Origin of the sequence: Xanthobacter aminoxidans (assembly GCF_023571765.1) — a bacterium.
In the GTDB taxonomy this organism is placed as follows: Bacteria; Pseudomonadota; Alphaproteobacteria; order Rhizobiales; family Xanthobacteraceae; genus Xanthobacter; species Xanthobacter aminoxidans.
In genome coordinates, this window is the sequence record NZ_JAMJXC010000004.1 from 321,527 (window position 1) to 338,058 (window position 16,532).

General features: G+C 65.3%; 7 protein-coding genes. 3 read left to right on the forward strand and 4 right to left on the reverse strand.

Features of this window, described 5'->3' with window-relative positions; genetic code table 11:
* Nucleotides 1-4: 4 nt before the first annotated feature.
* From EJ105_RS09305 to galE, 4 genes are all read right to left on the reverse strand, one after another.
* Nucleotides 5-1,018 carry a glycosyltransferase gene (locus tag EJ105_RS09305; RefSeq protein WP_250166095.1) on the reverse strand — a complete coding sequence of 338 codons (1,014 nt, stop codon included), beginning with the start codon at nt 1,016-1,018 and terminating at the stop codon, nt 5-7.
* A 132-nt stretch (nt 1,019-1,150) separates the two neighbouring features.
* On the reverse strand, nt 1,151-2,173 hold the full coding sequence (locus EJ105_RS09310; RefSeq protein WP_250166096.1) for a hypothetical protein: 1,023 nt from the start codon (nt 2,171-2,173) through the stop codon (nt 1,151-1,153).
* Nucleotides 2,174-2,459: 286 nt separating this feature from the next.
* Entirely contained in the window at nt 2,460-3,920 is a 1,461-nt protein-coding gene (locus tag EJ105_RS09315; RefSeq protein WP_250166097.1) for a methyltransferase domain-containing protein, read from the reverse strand.
* Nucleotides 3,921-4,255: 335 nt separating this feature from the next.
* A complete protein-coding gene (gene galE, locus EJ105_RS09320; RefSeq protein ID WP_250166098.1) occupies nt 4,256-5,365 on the reverse strand; it encodes a UDP-glucose 4-epimerase GalE in 1,110 nt (369 codons plus the stop codon).
* A gap of 664 nt (nt 5,366-6,029) precedes the next feature.
* Here galE and EJ105_RS09325 point away from each other — a divergent pair.
* The 3 genes from EJ105_RS09325 (at nt 6,030) to EJ105_RS09335 (ending at nt 16,527) form a co-directional block, all read left to right on the forward strand.
* Nucleotides 6,030-8,150: a glycosyltransferase gene (locus EJ105_RS09325; RefSeq protein ID WP_250166099.1), complete on the forward strand. Its 2,121-nt coding sequence runs from the start codon at nt 6,030-6,032 to the stop codon at nt 8,148-8,150.
* On the forward strand, nt 8,147-8,740 hold the full coding sequence (locus EJ105_RS09330; RefSeq protein ID WP_250166100.1) for a hypothetical protein: 594 nt from the start codon (nt 8,147-8,149) through the stop codon (nt 8,738-8,740). The genes EJ105_RS09325 and EJ105_RS09330 overlap by 4 nt, the downstream gene beginning before the upstream one ends.
* Nucleotides 8,741-9,150: 410 nt before the next feature.
* Nucleotides 9,151-16,527, forward strand: a complete 7,377-nt coding sequence (locus EJ105_RS09335; RefSeq protein WP_284145365.1) for a type I polyketide synthase — start codon at nt 9,151-9,153, stop codon at nt 16,525-16,527.
* Nucleotides 16,528-16,532: the final 5 nt, after the last annotated feature.

Below are 16,532 nucleotides of genomic sequence, written 5' to 3' on the forward strand. Positions count from 1 at the left end.
GCCTCTAGAGTTCAAGAAATTCCATATAACGATCATGCGCAATGGCGTGACGACTGGCCAGATAATCCCGCAGCATCTGACGGAGACCGGCAGGATCCTGACGACGCAGATCCACAAGCTGCCCGAGGGCACTCGCTATGACGCCCGGATTGTCGACGCGACCCACTTCGGACAACCGCGTTATTTCGTGACCGTCCAGTTCCTCGATGCCAAGGGGGCCGGTCAGGCAAGGCGTTCCGACGGCGAACGCTTCGAGTTGCGTCATCGGCTGGCATTCCGCGAGCGTCGCCGCGAGGACCACGCTGACGCCTCCCATGGTCGCGAGGAGGTCGACCCCGCGCTGATAACCGATGAGGCGCACCTTCGAGAGCTGGGTGATCCGCTCCAGCTCGGTGGGCCAATTCACCGTATAGACGGTCTGGACCTTAGGCGAACGCACTGCCGCCAGGATATTGGTGTAGAGGTTCTTGCGCCAGGTATTCTCGAGCGGCACGAACACCGCTTCGGGATCGAACTGCCCATCTGCCATCTCCGCCGCTACATTGGGCGCGTAGTTGACGAGGGTGCGAGGCCAGTATTGCGGAATCACGGAATCGAAATTCGGCTTCACGGACCCGAGCCGCCGCACCATACCCCGATGGAAACGGTTCAGGATCTTGTCTTGCATGTATATTTCAAATTTATATTCGAATTGGGCCGAATTGACGTGGGTAACTACATAGATGCCCACGTCCGACCCGAAGTGATGGCTGATGTCTCCAATGATATCGTCTGCGACATCGGAATAACCCTGAAATACAACCTTCTTGACATCATACTTCACGAGAATGCCTTGGATATGGCGAATGACCTCTCCATCCAGGCTACCTTCGTGAGGAATGGCGAGCTTCAGCCCTGGGCAGGCCGATGTCGCACTCCGGATTCCGTGCCATGCGCCATGAAAGACATGAAGAACCTTATCCAGATCGGGATGGGCATGGCTGTAAACGCGATCGCGTTGTGCGTTGAACTCGATCAAGAAAGGCTCCATCTTCGGAAGAGGATCAAGAAAGAGGACTTGGCGAGGGGTCTCTGCATAAGAGATTGGAACAAGAACCCTGAAACGCGGACACTAGAACGATGACCTCTGGAACAAGGGACATCGCATCAATCAATCGCTGGTCCGGGATGCGCGCGCTCCTGCAAGCTCCGCATCACACCGAAGGTAATCGAGGTAAAGCTCACCAAGGCTTTCGTAAACCCGGGCCGCCTCGTCGATGCCCAGCTCCTGATCGGCAAACGGGTTCGGGGGCAGGCCCATATGACGCCCGATCGTCAGGAAATGGCTGAGTGCGTCCCCCACCGAGATGCCACGGGCGTGATGGTAGTATCCAGCATGGAACATGGGATTGACATCGGCCGCCTTCCCCGCCGCGCATTCGGTGAGATAGCACAGCAGCGGATTGATCTCGCCGCCGCGGAGATAAGGCCGGGTCCGGGCAAAATAGGAGATCGAGAAGAATGGCGAGAAGGGCCGGCCGCGAAAATCCCGGGTACGGACGAACGATGCCGCAGGATTCTCGTTCGGAACCCCCTCGTTGAACTCGTGCCAGATGGTGGGATCGAAGAGGGGATGCGGGCTGAGGTAGGGTGGCTCGATATTCTCCAGAAGCGCGACGAACAGCTCCACGATGTCGCTGTAGGGTACGAGGCTCGCCTCGGCATCAGCGAGACTCGCGGTAGGAACGGCATCCTCATCCCGCACCACCGCTTGCCGGGGACTGGACAAGCCAAGTTGCCTCCGCACGAACGTTGCGTCGAACAGCAATGAAGGGGCCTGCCCATGAATCGGTCCGAACCGACAGAAATGGAGCACAGGGTTCATGTCCAGGCCGGTCTGGAACGGGATTTTCTTGATGTAATAGGTGACGTCGAACAGGGGGCTCAGCGGCTTCACGGCGCGACCGCGCACCGCGCAGAAGGCTTTGAACTCGTCCGACTTCAGGATATCCGCGACCGGAACGGCGAGCTGGCCGATGCTCGCCCGGAAGATGCGGGCCGCCATCTCGAGGCTGCGAGCCCGGAGGTCGACTTCACCCTCGCCAGACAAAAGGCACGGCTTCAACATGCGCAGACCTGTCTCCCCTACGACAGTACCGCCTGCCATATTGTCCAGACCGCCAAGAAGCCTCATAGTCTATCCCCTATCTCAGGCTCGAATAAGCTAACCCTTGATGTATACCCTCGGATGACGAGCGACTCGGCTCTGCCGCGATGCACAACCTGCCCGTGGTTTCGCGCACCCGGGACCCCGCTCGGGCTCCACATGCTGCCGAGCAGGGCATGCCTTCTCATGCCAGGCGACGGAAAGCTCCTTCCCTATTGGTGCGCATCGACTTGATACACGTCGCCCCTTGCCATGTCGCCGGTTGCATACCCTAAAACCGTGCCGGGGTCGAATGGCGATGACGCCGACCGGCTCATCCGGTGGCGTCGAGACTCGAGAGCGCCGCCGAAATACCATCGCGCACGAATGCCCGCTGCAGGTCGGCAAGGCGCCGGCGGAACGGGTCGCGGCCCAGTTGTTCCCGCTTGCGGATGGTCACCACCACTTCGCAGCCTTCCAGACACGCGCTCACGTCCGCGGCGAGCGGCAAGGCGCTGGCGACATCCACCTCGTACCTCTTGTTCCAGATGACGAACCTTCCATCCCTGCAATCGAAATTGAACTGGTGGAACCCCTCGTAGGCCTCGTGCTCGGCCTCGTTGACATGGTGTCGCAGGTGCACGACGCTGTCCGGTTTCGCCACCATCAGCATCTGAATGATGCCCCGCAGCGGATCGGCGGAGTGGTCGAGGGCGTTCCGGCAATTGACGATGTCGAAGGATTCAAGATCGAAATAGGCGCTCAGGTCCTCGGCGATCGCGAACACTGTGCCCACGGGCCGCTGCACCCCGTGTCGTTCGGCGAGATCGTCATAGACATCCGCGAGCGGATCGCTGGCCGTGATCTCCACGTCCACCCCCTCAACCGCATAGCCGATATTGGTCATCGGCCCGGCGCCCACGTCGAGGATCTTCACATTGGACGCGCCTTCGGGAATGAGCGCCCTGAGGTCGGAGACGAGGGGTGATGCGGGGTCCTGTCGCGCGACGAAATCCTCGGGCCATTTCAGCCCCTTGGTCTCGAACCAGCGCGACCAGAAATGGATCTCGTAGGCGATGCCGCTTCGCCATTGGGCCGCCTGCTCGCCGATCAGCGCATAGCGCTCCGCCGGGGGAATCGCCGCCCCGCCGAGCGCCGCCTGCTGCTGCATCATCTGGTTGACGATGAAATCCCACGCCTCTTGATTGATGAGATCGGCCTGCTCACAGGGTGCGAAGCGGTCCATGGTGGCAAGGATCAAGCCGTCGGCAACCTTGCGCAGCGTGGGCGTCGGATCGCCATTGGCCTCGACCACAAGCAGCACGTTCTCGAAATTGTAGCGCGCGACCGCCCGGGCCAGCGCCTCCATCTGGGACCGGGAGAGCCTTTCGTCCTGCTTGTAGACGAAGATCCTGGACGCGGCGCGCAGCTGCCCCAGCAGGCGTTCGACCCCCTGCCGGACCATGGCGCTTTCGGCCTCGTGGAGGGCCCGACGTCCCTCCTCCGCGGCATCGAAGCGCAACGCGCCGTCGACCCACGAGGAGGACATGCCGGAGCGGAAGGCGATGCCACTCACCGCGTCGAGCACCATGTCCGGCGCGAACGGCTGCAGGTGCTCGAACACGAACAGGCCCTCGAACGCGGTCTCGAGCCCTCTCAAGAGGGCATCAGGCAGAACCTGCGCCCAGCTCAGAAGCGCGTCGTCTTCCACGCCGTGGGCCCGCTGGGCAAAGCCCAGCTCGGCGTTGTCGCCCAGGCTTGCGAGACATTCGTAGCCCCTGGAGAGAGTCAGCATCCATGCTCCTCCGCATGTTCTCGGGTGGCTGGCGCGGTCCGGCTCGATCACGTCACGCCGAGGGGTCGCCGCAGGTGACCGCGGCGCAGGCCACGCGTATCCCCACTTCCGCGCAGACATGCAAGAGCCAGGCGCCATGGCGTTTCAGCGCTTCATAGAAAGGTCGAAACGCTATAAGTTTTTAATTTCACCCGTTTTCTTCACGCGAACTGGATTCCACATCGCGCGAAAACGCTCCAGAGCACGATCCGAGCAAACTAAATCCGCTCGCTCGCTGAATCGCCCTCTAAACTTCAATGATGGAGCACGCGCTCCCCGGCACCGCGTCCTGGGAATCACCTTACAGCACCGGGAGCTGCCGCCCGTTCCCGCTCGGGGCATCGAGGTTCCCTTTGGTCGGGTGCCGCGCGCCCATCTTCTCGATGGCGAGGCCCGCCCTCGATGGCGAGGCCCGCCCGCGCCGCCCTGCGCCGGATGAGGTTCTTCTCCCAATCAAGGGCATCGCGCACGATGGTCGGCAGATCGTTCAAGCGCGGCGTCCAGCCCAGTTCGGCACGGATGCGGTCGGCGGCAGCTACGAGACAGGCGGGATCGCCGGGCCGCCGCGGCGACTCCCGCACCGGGAAATCGACTCCGGAAACGCCCCTCACCACATCCACGACCTCCTTGACCGAATATCCCTGGCCGTAGCCGCAGTTGAGGGTGATGCTTTCGCCTCCCCCGCGCAGCCGCTCCAGCGCCGCCACATGCGCCGAGGCGAGGTCGGTGACATGGATGTAATCGCGGATGCAGGTGCCATCACGCGTCGGATAATCTGTGCCGAAGATATCGATGCCGGCCCGTTCACCGGTGGCCGCCTGGCTCGCAACCTTTATGAGATGGGTCGCATTTCGCGACGACTGGCCGGAGCGCCCTGCCGGATCAGCGCCCGCAACATTGAAATAACGCAGGACCGTATAGGTCAAACCGTGAGCGCGCGCCGCATCTTCGAGCATCCATTCGCTCATGAGCTTCGAGCGGCCGTAGGGATTGATCGGCGCCGCGACCTGATTTTCGCTGATCGTTTCGACGCCCGGCTCGCCATAGACCGCGGCCGTGGAAGAGAAAATAACCCGCTTCAGCCCGGCCTTCAGTCCATTTTCGAAAAGCGCACGAGTCTTCACCGTATTACCAAGGTAATATCCCAGCGGATCTGCGACCGACTCGGGGACCACGATCTTGGCCGCGAAATGAATGACGTCGGTGATGCCCCGCTCTTCGACCAACCGTGTCACCAAAGCCGCATCCGATACATCGCCCACCACTAGGTCGACGGTTTCAGGCACCACCCACTCAAAGCCGCTCGAAAGATCATCGAGCACCACAACTTCCGCTCCCCGATCGGAAAGGGCGAGGACCGTGTGGCTTCCGATATAGCCAGCGCCACCGGTAACGAGAACTGTCATACGATTTTCCCCTAAAAATCAAAGCTGTCGTCGGCCACCCCCTCCCCTCAACTCGACCGCCACCATCAGGTCCGGCCTTTGAGCGGGTCCCACCGCGATATCAATTCTCGTGCACCCCCGCTAAAGCTTCAGCTCGGACACTTTTAGCGACAATAATTGCTCCAGGGCACCAGGGTCAAGCCTCCATGGCACGCAAGCTCTTGAATTTAAAAGCTTTTTTGAGAGAGCGCAGCCGCGAAAAAAAACATTGCAGATCAAAGAGATAAGAGGCTGAAGGGCCTTCATGCCGGAACACGCACCCGAAAGGAGGAGGCGGGATCGCCGGACTGGGACAACGCGCCCCATCTGGCTCCTGCGAGGCGTACACCGGGCGTGCCCCCCGTGTGCGGCGGGCGAGCTACGGCCAGTCGCGGTCGCTTCGTGGGATGGTGCGGGCTGAAAGCCTGAGGCCGGCTCGCCCCGCGACGCGGGGAAGTCCAACAAGCCGGCTTCCAGGCAGCCTCCGAGGGCGCCGGGGGGCCGACCGAGGCGCGGGGCTCGGTTGCGATCCTCCGACCCAGCCGGTATACATAACGCCATCGGCTTGAAGCTTCGCGGCCTAGTGCACGCCGGGACAGCGGCGGCAGGATTTGAGTCCGCGGTCGTTCGGTACGGATCTGGTCATATGAGCAATGCCCCAAATTCAGCCGACCCGTTCGATTGCTCGATCATCCTGACTGTACATCGCGAACGACATTTGCTGACGCGAACGTTGGCGTCGCTCGAAGCATCTGCAGTCTATGCGCGCGAATTCGGCCACCGGTGCGAGCTGGTGGTGGTTCTCGACCGGGCCGATGCGCTGACCAGCACGATCGCGCGCAGCTTCACTTCGCTGGGATTTCAGGCCGTCATCCACATCGCGACCGACCATGGCTCGCTCGGCCCTTCGCGCAACTCGGGCATCTCGGTAGCGCGGGGGCGCTACGTGGCGACGGCGGATGCGGACGATCTCGTCTCGATCAACATCCTGTCCGAAATGATCGCCGCGGCGAGGAGTTCCGATGCGAACACGCTGCTTTTTCCGGAACTGTTGATCGGCTTTGGCACTCAGTATTTCGTCGGCCAATATTTTTCCATGGACGACGAAATCAGATTGTCCTTCCTCGCAGGGCACCCCTATGTGTCAAGGGTGTTTGGCCCAAGATCATATTTCGTCGAGAACCCATACATCGATGTGAGGCTGAGCACCGGCTACGCTTACGAGGACTGGCATTTCAATGCGGAAGCCGTTGCGCGGCGAATGCGGCTCAACGTCGTCCGCAACACCGCATTGTTCTATCGCAAGCGGCCCGGCAGCCTGCTCAGCCAAGCCGACCAGCGGTCGATACGGCAGACCCCGCCGACGCAGCTCTTTCGGCCCGATGTCTTTCTCGACGTCATGGCTGGCGCGTATGAGACCTACCGCAGCACCGGCGGCCGAAGGACGGAGCGCAAGCAGGTCTTGACGCCGTTGAGCCAGAATCCCGTATTCTTGGAATCCATATTGGCCGCCAACGAAATCGAGCCTGCCATCTACCCACCTTTGATCGATCAGGGTTCTTATTTCACGTCTCTTGAGTGGGCCAATATTGGTGTAGGCGCTGCTTATTATGAACTGTGCCGGCTGATCGGGCCAGCGCGCTTCACGGACATTTTTCTTTTTCCTTTTGTCCGTCATGGCGGAGCGGAAAAATATATCGCGGATATCATGAGCGCCCTCCTTGAACGCGATCCCAAGCGCCGCATTCTGGTGCTGCTCGGCGAGCGCGACACCAATCTCAACGTCGAAATTCTTCCGCCGGAGTGTGAAATTGTGGATTTTCACACCCTCTGGCCCGAGCTCGAAGATCAATGGATAGACCTTGTCACGCTACGATTGATCGAGGCCTATGAAGGGGCGACGATTCATCTTCGCCAATCCGTTTATGCCGAGCGTTTTTTCCGAAAATATTGCCCCGTCCTTGGCGGGAGGAAAACTTTCTTTTATCGTTTTTGCGACGATAGCGGCTATTTCCAGGGCGAACCCATATCCGCGCCCTGGGGATTTTCCTTCATCGACGAGCATATTGACGACCTGGTGGGCGTGATCACCGACAACGGCAGCATTGTCGATGCTGACGTTGCCCGGCTAGGCGCTCACCGCGACAAATATGCGGTGATCTATGCACGCCAGGGCTTGCAGCCCAGCCGCCGCAATGGCGCGGGCCGGCGCGTCCTATGGGCCTCCCGCCTCGTCGCACAGAAGCGGCCAGGCATGGTGTTGGCCATCGCGGACGCGCTCGAGGCCAGAAAATCCGACATCGTCATCGATGCGCGGGGGGAAGCTCCCGATTTCGACGTGTCTCAGTTGGCCGGCAAGCCCAACCTGATCTATGGTGGCCCGTTCGATCGGTTCGCTCATGTCGTGAACGCGGAGCATTTCGGTTTCCTCTATACGAGCCAGTTCGACGGTCTGCCGAATGTTCTGCTCGAGGCAGCGGCCCACGGCCTGCCGGTGATCGCCCCCGACGTGGGCGGCATCTCGGAGTTCATCATCCATGGCGAGACAGGCATCCTGCTCCAGTCCGACGCGGACGACGCGGCCCTGGCGGCGGCCTATGCCGACGCGCTGATCGGTCTTCGGGACGACGTCGAGCGCCAGGACGCCCTGAGCGGGGCGGCACAGGAGAGACTCCGACTCAACCATGCGCCCGAGACGCACCTTGGCCGCGTCGTGACCGTCTTCGGCCTCGGCGAGGCATGGAACGGGCAGGTGGCGGCGCAATGATGAAGGACGACCCAAGGCTCCGCGCGTTCCGGCGGCGGCTCATCGAATATGGCGCGCTCATTCGCGGGCTGAACGATCGCCTGCACGAACTCGGGTTCGAGAAGGGAAGGATGGCGGCGGAGGCGGACCGTGCGCGCCTCGACACCGCCGTCCTGACCAACCGTGTGAGCGTTCTCGAGAGCCTGCTTTCGTCACGGCTTGCCTTGTTGCAGATCCTGCTCGGCTTCCGGCATCCGACCCGGGACGAACAGGTCGACGGCACGCTGGAGCTTGTCCTGGGCGCCGAACGCGCGGCTGAATGCTACATTGCGCTTCCGGCTTCCGACACCATTGAGTTGCGCGGGTGGCTCAAGGGCCGCCCCGATGCGGCCGGGCCGGCAACGATCAAGATTGGAGCGAAATTGTTCCAGTGCGAGCGCTACCCGAGAATCGACGTTGCCAGAACGTTCGGCCTCGATCCTGCGGCTCCCTGGGGTTTTTCGGCGATTCTCCCCGCGAAGGATCTGCCGCTCGGCCACAATGAAAGCTGGCTCTTGATCGGGAACACCCCGGTAAAGCAGCTCGGCATCTTCTCCGGCGCTGCCCCCTAGGGCACCGCAGCACGGCCGTCTTGGACCGTTTAGCCCCACCGGCCCGTTTGTGCCGCGCCGGGCTCGAGGCAAGCGATACTCACGACTGAGCACGCACGAGGCACCGCTCTGGCCGCAGCGGATCTGCGGTTCGCGCGCTCCATGAGGTGGGATGGGAGGCGAGCTTATTGTCCTTGCGCAACACCCTTTCTGATTGCATCGGATTTCTTCTCGACCCTCCTGCTGCGTCGCGTTATAGCTACCCGACCGGGCGATGCGAGAAGGTTCATGCTCAGGTCAGAGCAGGGTACTGGTGCGTCACATCAGGCTTCGGCGGGGGTCCTCGGTTCGAGGTTTCCCGTGACGAGGGTTTGTTGTCGATCGATCGTCTGTGGTGAAGGCTTCTGGAAAGAGCTGGAATCAGCCAGAGCATGAACGTGAAATCGAGCCCCTTGTCTGTCTTTGACCTCTCAATCATTGGGCATGCCTGCCGCCTTCCCGGCGCCTACGACATGGCGACGCTGTGGTCCCTGCTCGCGGCGGGGCAATCGGCGGTGCGCGACCTGCCCACCGGCCGCTGGCCGGTCGAGCGCGGGCTGCATCCCCGCAAGAGCGAGCCGGGATTCGCCTATACCTTCGCCGGTGGATACGTCGACGATCCCTTCGCCTTCGACCCCGGCGTCTTCGGCATCTCCCCGCGCGAGGCGCAGCAGATCGATGCGCAGCAGCGCCTTCTCCTCGAGGTGGTGTGGGAGGCGCTGGAGGACGCAGGCCTCGCGCCCTCCGCCACCGCCCGCGAGCGGGTCGGCGTCTATGTGGGCGCCTCCAACGTGGACTACCAGACCGCCGCCTCGGGCGACCCGGCAGCCATGGAAAGCCACTTCATGACGGGGAACTCCCTGTCCATCGTCTCCAACCGCGTGTCCTACATCTTCGACTGGCGCGGCCCGAGCTTCACGGTCGATTCGGCCTGCTCGTCCTCGTTCGTGGCGCTGGCCCAGGCGGCGAAGGCGCTGGAGTCCGGCGAGATCGACACCGCGGTGGTGGCGGGCGTCAACCTGCTGCTCTCCCCGGCGCCCTTCATCGGCTTCTCGCGCGCGTCCATGCTCTCCCCCACGGGCCGCTGCCGGCCGTTCTCCGCGGGCGCCGACGGCTACGTGCGCTCGGAAGGGGCGGTCGCCATCGTGCTGCGCCGCGCGGCCGACGCGCGCGCCGCGGGCAACCGGGTGCACGCCGGGATCGTGGCTGCCGGTGTCAATTCGGACGGCCGCACCTCCGGCATCTCGCTGCCCTCCGCCAAGGGGCAGGGCGCCCTCATCTCCAGCATCTACGCGGACCTCGGCATAGGCGGCGACGATCTCGCCTTCGTCGAGGCGCATGGCACCGGCACGCCGGTGGGCGACCCCATCGAGGCCCACGCCATCGGCACGGCCCTGGGAGGCGGGCGCTCCACGCCGCTGGCGGTGGGCTCGGTGAAGTCCAACATCGGCCATCTGGAATGCGTGTCAGGCCTCGCCGGCCTCATCAAGGCGACGCTGGCGCTGAAGCATGCCGTCTATCCGCGCACCCTCTATCTGGAGGGGCTCAACCCGAACATCCCGTTCGAGGAGCTGAACCTCGCCCCGGCCCACCGGGACGTGGCGCTCGACCTTGCGCGGACGCCGTTCGCGGGCGTCTGCAACTACGGTTTCGGCGGCACCAACGCCCACGTGGTCCTGAAGGCGGCGGACCCGGTGCCGGCGCATAGTGTCGAGCCCAAGGATGCGCGCCTGCTGGTGCTCTCCGCCAAGTCGCAGGAAGCCCTGCACGCGCTCGCGAACGGATATGCCGCAGTCCTCGAGGAGGGCGCGGTCACGCCGGCAGCCATTGCCGGCGGCGCGCGATATCAAAGAGAGCTGTTCGACAACCGCCTGGCCCTTCCCATAGGCCCGGCGCCGGAGATGGCCGCTCAATTGCGCAGCTTCGCGCGGGGCGAAAAGACGGAGATCGCCGTCGGCAAGGCGCCCGCGCGTGCCGGCAAGGTGGCCTTCGTTTATAGCGGTAACGGCAGCCAGTGGGTCGGAATGGGCCGGACCGCGCTTGCCCTCAACAGCGCCTTCCGCGCGCGCTTCGAGACCGTGGACGCGGCCTATCGCAAGATCGCGGGGTGGTCGCTTGCGGACGTGCTGGCCTCGCCTGCCCTCGCCACACAGATCGAGAAGACCTCGGTCGCCCAGCCCCTGATCTTCGCTATCCAGATTGCCCTTACGGCAGCCCTTCGCGAAGAAGGCATCAAGCCGGACGTCGTGCTTGGTCACAGCGTGGGCGAGGTGGCGGCGGCCATGGTCTCGGGCGCTCTCGACCTCGAAGCGGCGATCCACCTCATTCACCACCGCAGCCTGCGGCAGGAGATGGTCGCAGGTCGCGGCCGGATGCTCGCGCTCGCGACGTGCGAGGAGCAGGCCGAGGCGTTCCTCGCATCCCTCGGCCGCCAGGATCTGAACATTGCCGCCGTCAATGGCCCCCGCTCCGTCACCCTGTCCGGCACCACCGAGGCCATTGCGCTGGCGGAAAAGTCCGCGCGCCTGCAGCGCATCGCGACCGTCTCCATCGGCGTGGATTATCCGTTCCATTCGGTGCTGCTCGATGTGGCGCAGCAGGGCATTCTCGATGACCTAAAGTCGTTGAGGCCCGGCGAGACTCGCACGGATTTCGTCTCTACCGTCACAGGTGGCCCGTTGGCCGGCACCGCCCTCGATGCCACCTATTGGTGGCATAATATCCGGGAGCCGGTGCGCTTCTCGGATGCGGTGGTCGCAGCCGGCCGGCTCGGCGCCACGCATTTCATCGAGATCGGCCCGCGCCCCATCCTCACCGGCGCGGCCACTGAGACGCTCCGGCAGGCGGAACTGCCGTCTGAGTGCATCTCCAGCCTGTCCGAGCGCGACGACACCGCTACGGGCGATCCGGTGCGCGCCATCGCGGCGCAGGCCTTCGTGCGCGGTTTGGAGATCGACTCCGCGCGGGCGTTCGGACCACCGACCGCCACGCCCCTTCCGTTGCCGCATTACCCCTGGCAGCGCCAGCGCTTCGTGATGGCCAACACCACGGAGGCGCTTGAGCTTTACGGCCGCATGTTCGGCGCTGCCCCGTCTCATCCGCTGCTCGGGCGCCGCGTGAGCCAGAACGTGCCGGAATGGCGCGGCTTTGCCGATCACGAGATCGCTCCGTATCTCGCCGACCATCGCGTGGAAGGCGAGGTGGTGGTCCCGGCGGCCGCCATCGCCGAGATGATGCTGTCCGTGGGACGCGAAATCCACGGCGACGTGCCGATGGAGCTGCGCGACTTCGACGTGCTGCGCGCCCTCTCCGTGCCCGAGGGCACGATGCGCGAGATTTCCACCCGCTTCGACGAGACCACGCAGACCTGCTCGGTCTGGGCGCGCCGCCGTCTCAGTGGCGCGGAGTTTCTGCTGCACGCCATCGGGCGGGTGGTGCCGGCCACCGGAACGCCGGTGCTCCAGCCAGACCCCGACCCGGCCCGCCTTCGTTACTCCGACGCCGCTGATGTCTACGCGGCTGCGACCAGCTGCGGCCTCAACTACGGGCCGAGCTTCCAGCGCGCCGTGGCGGTGGAACGCGACGGCGACAGCGGCATCACCACCCTCGCCGCCGGCACCCTGCCGCTGGGGCTGTTCACCGACCGGCACATGATCGATCCGGCCGCGCTCGACGCCTCGCTGCACGCGCTCTTCCTCGACGCGCATGTGGTGGACGGGGAGACCCGCACCAATCTCCCGGTCCGCATCCGCTCGCTCCGCCTCTGGCAGCCCGGCGTGGCGATCGCCAAATCCGTCACCCACCGGACCCACGAAAGCCGGTTCACCACCTCCGTCGACATCACCCTCCATGCCGCCGACGGCAGCGTGGTCGCGGACGTGCGGGGACTGGTGCTGCGCGAGGTCGTGCTCTCCCGGCGCAGTGACGAGGAGCGGCGTTTCCGCGTCACTTACGACGCGCTGAGGCAGGCATCGGCCACGCCTGCGGGCGCAGTCGATCTCGCGGGCGTGCCTGCCGAGCCGCTGGATGCCTTCCTGCTGCTGCGCGGCTTTGTGCGTTCCCTCGTGCGCGAGACCATCGTCGCGCTGGCGGGGGGCCTCGACGTCGTGCCCGCACGTCTCATCGCCGTCGGTCGACTGGCGGCCGAGGCGGAGGGGCGCCTCACCGCGCTCATGGACCAGTTCGCAGCGACCGGCCTGGCCGAGCGAACCGCGGAAGGCTGGCTCATCACTACGGCCGAGTTGCCGCCGTCAGATCTGCTCTTTCGTACGCTGGCCGAGCGCTATCCCGAGGCCAATGCAGAAGTCCGGCTCGCGGCCCAGCTGAAGGCGACGCTGACACCGCACCTCGCGCAGGGCGCTTCTCTGGAGCTTCCGCCTTCGCTCGCCGATCTCGTCGCCGAGGACGGCATCGCTTTCTCCGCCGGCCTCGGGGCAGTCCGGGCGGCGGTGGAGGAGCGCATCGCAGCCTGCGCCCCCGTGCGTCCGCACATACTGCTGCCGCGTCCCTGGACCGCCGGGCTGGTGCGCACGCTCCTCCCCTTCGTCCGCGAAGGCCTTGTCCAGGTGACGTTGGCCGGGGCGGACGCAGCCGGCTTCGAGAAGGTGACGTCGCGCACAGGAGCCGGTGATCTCTTCTTCCTCGACACCGCAGCCGCGGGCGGGGACGAGGCGCCCGACTTCGCTCCGGTCGATCTGGTGGCGGGGCTCGCAGCCCAGGCGCCTTTCGGCGGCGATCTGGCCGAGGCCGCGCGCATCGGCGCAATCGCCGCAGGTGCCCGGTGCCTCGTCGCCGAGCCCCCCTTCGACGGGCTCCTCGACGTCCTCGTTTCCCCGCAGCCGGCCGGCGCACAGCGAGGACAGATCGAGGTCCTTCTCGCGCACATGAACTGCGCGCCGGTTGAGGCGATCCCGCTCGCCGACGGCCTCTCCACGGCATTCAGCGGCCCTGTTGCGGCCCATTCGGACGGGCGGATGGCCGGTCCCGTTCTGGTCCTCGGCGGTAGCAGCACGGACGCATTCGCCCAAGCGCTGACGCGCGACGGCGACACCATCATCGACGACCTGATCCTTCCTTCCGTTGAGCGGTCCGAAGCACACGGGACGGTCATTTTCCCCGTCGCGTTCGAGCCCGCCTGGGCACCCAGGGCCGCGCTGGTGCAAAGGCTGCTCGACCTCAAGCGCGTGCTGGAATGGGCGAATGCGAGCACGGGCAAGCTGACCCTTTGGCTCGTGACGGCCGGCGGCCGCCAGCTCGCCGGTGAGACCGTCGATCCCGCCGCCGTGGCCATCTCGGCCTTCTACCGCGTAGCGCTCAACGAGCATCCAGGCCTCGATCTGCGCCTCGTCGACGTAGATGCATTCGACGCCGAAGCCGCCCGCCGCGTGCGCGAGATCGTTGATCTCGACAGCGCCGAGGCCGAGCGTGTTTCCCGCACGGACGGCGAGTTCGGCGTGCGCGTCCTGCGCGGCGAAGCCATCGCCCGGGAAAAGGTGTCAGACACCCGGCGGGTTCAGCTCGACGTGCCCCAGCAGGGCGCCGTCAGCTCCATGGAATGGGTGATGCGCGATCGCGTCGCGCCTCAGGGCGACGAGGTCGAAATCGAGGTGGCAGCGACCGGCCTCAATTTCCGCGACGTGATGCTGGCGCTCGGTGCGCTCGACGACGATATCCTCGGCCCTGGCCTCACCAGCGCCTCGCTCGGCTTTGAATGCGCCGGGACGGTGGTCCGCGTGGGTCCGCAGGTTAGCCATCTGGTCGTGGGAGACCGGGTGATGGGCTTTGCCCCGGACGCCTTTGCCTCCCACGTCACGGTGCCCGGCTGGTTCGCCTTCAAGGTGCCGGATGGTGTTTCGGAGGTGGCCGCGGCCAGCATTCCGGTGGCATTTGCCACGGCGTGGTATGGCCTCGTCGAATGTGCTCGCCTGCGCGCCAACGAGACGGTGCTCGTCCACGGCGCCGCCGGTGGCGTCGGTCTAGCCGCCGTCGAGATCGCACTTGCACGCGGCGCACGCGTGATCGCCACCGCAGGCACGACCGAGAAGGCGGCTCTGCTCAAGGGTCTGGGCGTCGCCGCGGTCTACAATTCCCGCGACGTTGATTTCGCCGCGGAGATCGAACGCGACTTCGGCAAGGTGGACGTGGTGCTGAATTCGCTGGCCGGTGAAGCCATGACGGCCAGCCTGCAGCTGGTGAAGCCGTTCGGCCGCTTCGTGGAACTCGGCAAGCGCGACTTCCTCGCCAACACCAGCATCGGACTGCGGCCATTCGCCCGCAATCTCAGCTATTTCGGCGTGGACCTCGACCAGCTTCTGGCACACGACCCGGAACGCGCCAAGGCCATGATGCAGGACATCAATGCCGCCTTTGCGTCCGGCGCGCTCCGGCCCATCCCCTATCGGCTGATGGACGGGGACGAAGTGGAAGAAGCCTTCCGCCAGATGCAGGCAGCGCGGCACGTGGGCAAGATTGTCGTGCGTCCCCCGGTGCACGGCAGGGTGCGTCCGCAGGTGCCCGCGCTCGCGCTGCGCGAAGGCGTCCATCTCGTGCTGGGCGGCAATGGCGGCTTCGGGCTTGAGACGGCCCTGTGGCTGGCGGCGCAGACCGCCGGAACGGTGGCCATCGCCTCGCGCTCTGGCGTGCGCGCGGCCGGCGATCTTTCCCGCATCGAGGCGGCCCGCGCGGCCGGCGCGCGGATCGTCGTCGAGCAGGCAGATGCCCGCGACGAGGCCGCGCTCGAGGCTCTGGTGGAGCGGCTCGTCGCCGCGCACGGCCCGCTTCGCAGCGTGGTCCACACCGCCATGGTGCTGCGCGACGGCGCCATTCCGAACCTTGATGCGGAGAGCCTCGACGCCGTTCTGGCGCCGAAGGTCGACGGCGTTCTGACCCTCGACCGGATCACCGAGAAGCATCCGGTCGACCATTTCGTCGTCTACTCCTCCGCCTCGGCCATGATCGGCAGTCCCGGCCAGGGCGCCTATGTGGCGGCCAACGCCTTCCTGGAGGGCGTGGTGCGCAACCGCCGCGCGCGCGGGCTTCCGGGCCTTGCGGTCGCCTGGGGCGCCATCTCCGACGCCGGCGTCATCGCCAAGGACCAGGAACTCGGCCAGAGGCTGACGCGGGCCACCGGCGTCGCCGGCATCGCCTCCGCCGAGGCGCTCGGCTTCCTCGGCCGGCTGATGGCGCAGGGCATGGCGGCGGATGTGGTGAACGTCTATGCGCAGGTGAACCGCACCGCCATCGCCAGCCAGCTGCCGGTGCTGCGCACGCCCACCTTCCCCCGCCTGTTCTCTTCCGCGGCCGATGGGGCAGCGGGGAGCGGCGAGGATCTGATGGAGCAGATCGCCGGTCTCGGCGATGCGGAGGCGCGCGTGCTTCTGCGCGAGGTGCTGGGCCGCGAGGTCGCAGGCATCCTGCGCCTGCCGCCGGACGCGGTGACGGGTTCGGCCGCGCTGTCCGAACTCGGCATGGATTCGCTGATGGCTCTGGAGTTGCGCCTGACGCTGGAGAAGAAGTTCGGCTTCGAGCTGCCCCTGCTCTCCATCGGCAGCGGACGCACGCTGGACGATCTGGCGGCCGTCGCATTGTCGAGCCTCAGGACGCCCGAGAACGCCGAACCTGCCGAGACAACCGCACCGGCCGTGGTCCTCGCTCCCGAGGAAGCCGCCCTTGCGGCCCGCCACGGCGTGCGGCTCGACGCGGAATCCATCGAGGCCCTGACCGAGATGGCCGCGGCATCGCCGCGCGACGCTGCGGGGACAGGTTCGTGAGGCCC

Bases quoted from the DNA above. Each gene is read 5' to 3' on its own strand.
- EJ105_RS09310 (WP_250166096.1), bottom strand. From the start codon at position 2,173: ATGAGGCTTCTTGGCGGTCTGGACAATATGGCAGGCGGTACTGTCGTA.
- EJ105_RS09315 (WP_250166097.1), bottom strand. From the start codon at position 3,920: ATGCTGACTCTCTCCAGGGGCTACGAATGTCTCGCAAGCCTGGGCGAC.
- galE (WP_250166098.1), bottom strand. From the start codon at position 5,365: ATGACAGTTCTCGTTACCGGTGGCGCTGGCTATATCGGAAGCCACACG.
- EJ105_RS09325 (WP_250166099.1), top strand. From the start codon at position 6,030: ATGAGCAATGCCCCAAATTCAGCCGACCCGTTCGATTGCTCGATCATC.
- EJ105_RS09330 (WP_250166100.1), top strand. From the start codon at position 8,147: ATGATGAAGGACGACCCAAGGCTCCGCGCGTTCCGGCGGCGGCTCATC.
- EJ105_RS09335 (WP_284145365.1), top strand. From the start codon at position 9,151: ATGAACGTGAAATCGAGCCCCTTGTCTGTCTTTGACCTCTCAATCATT.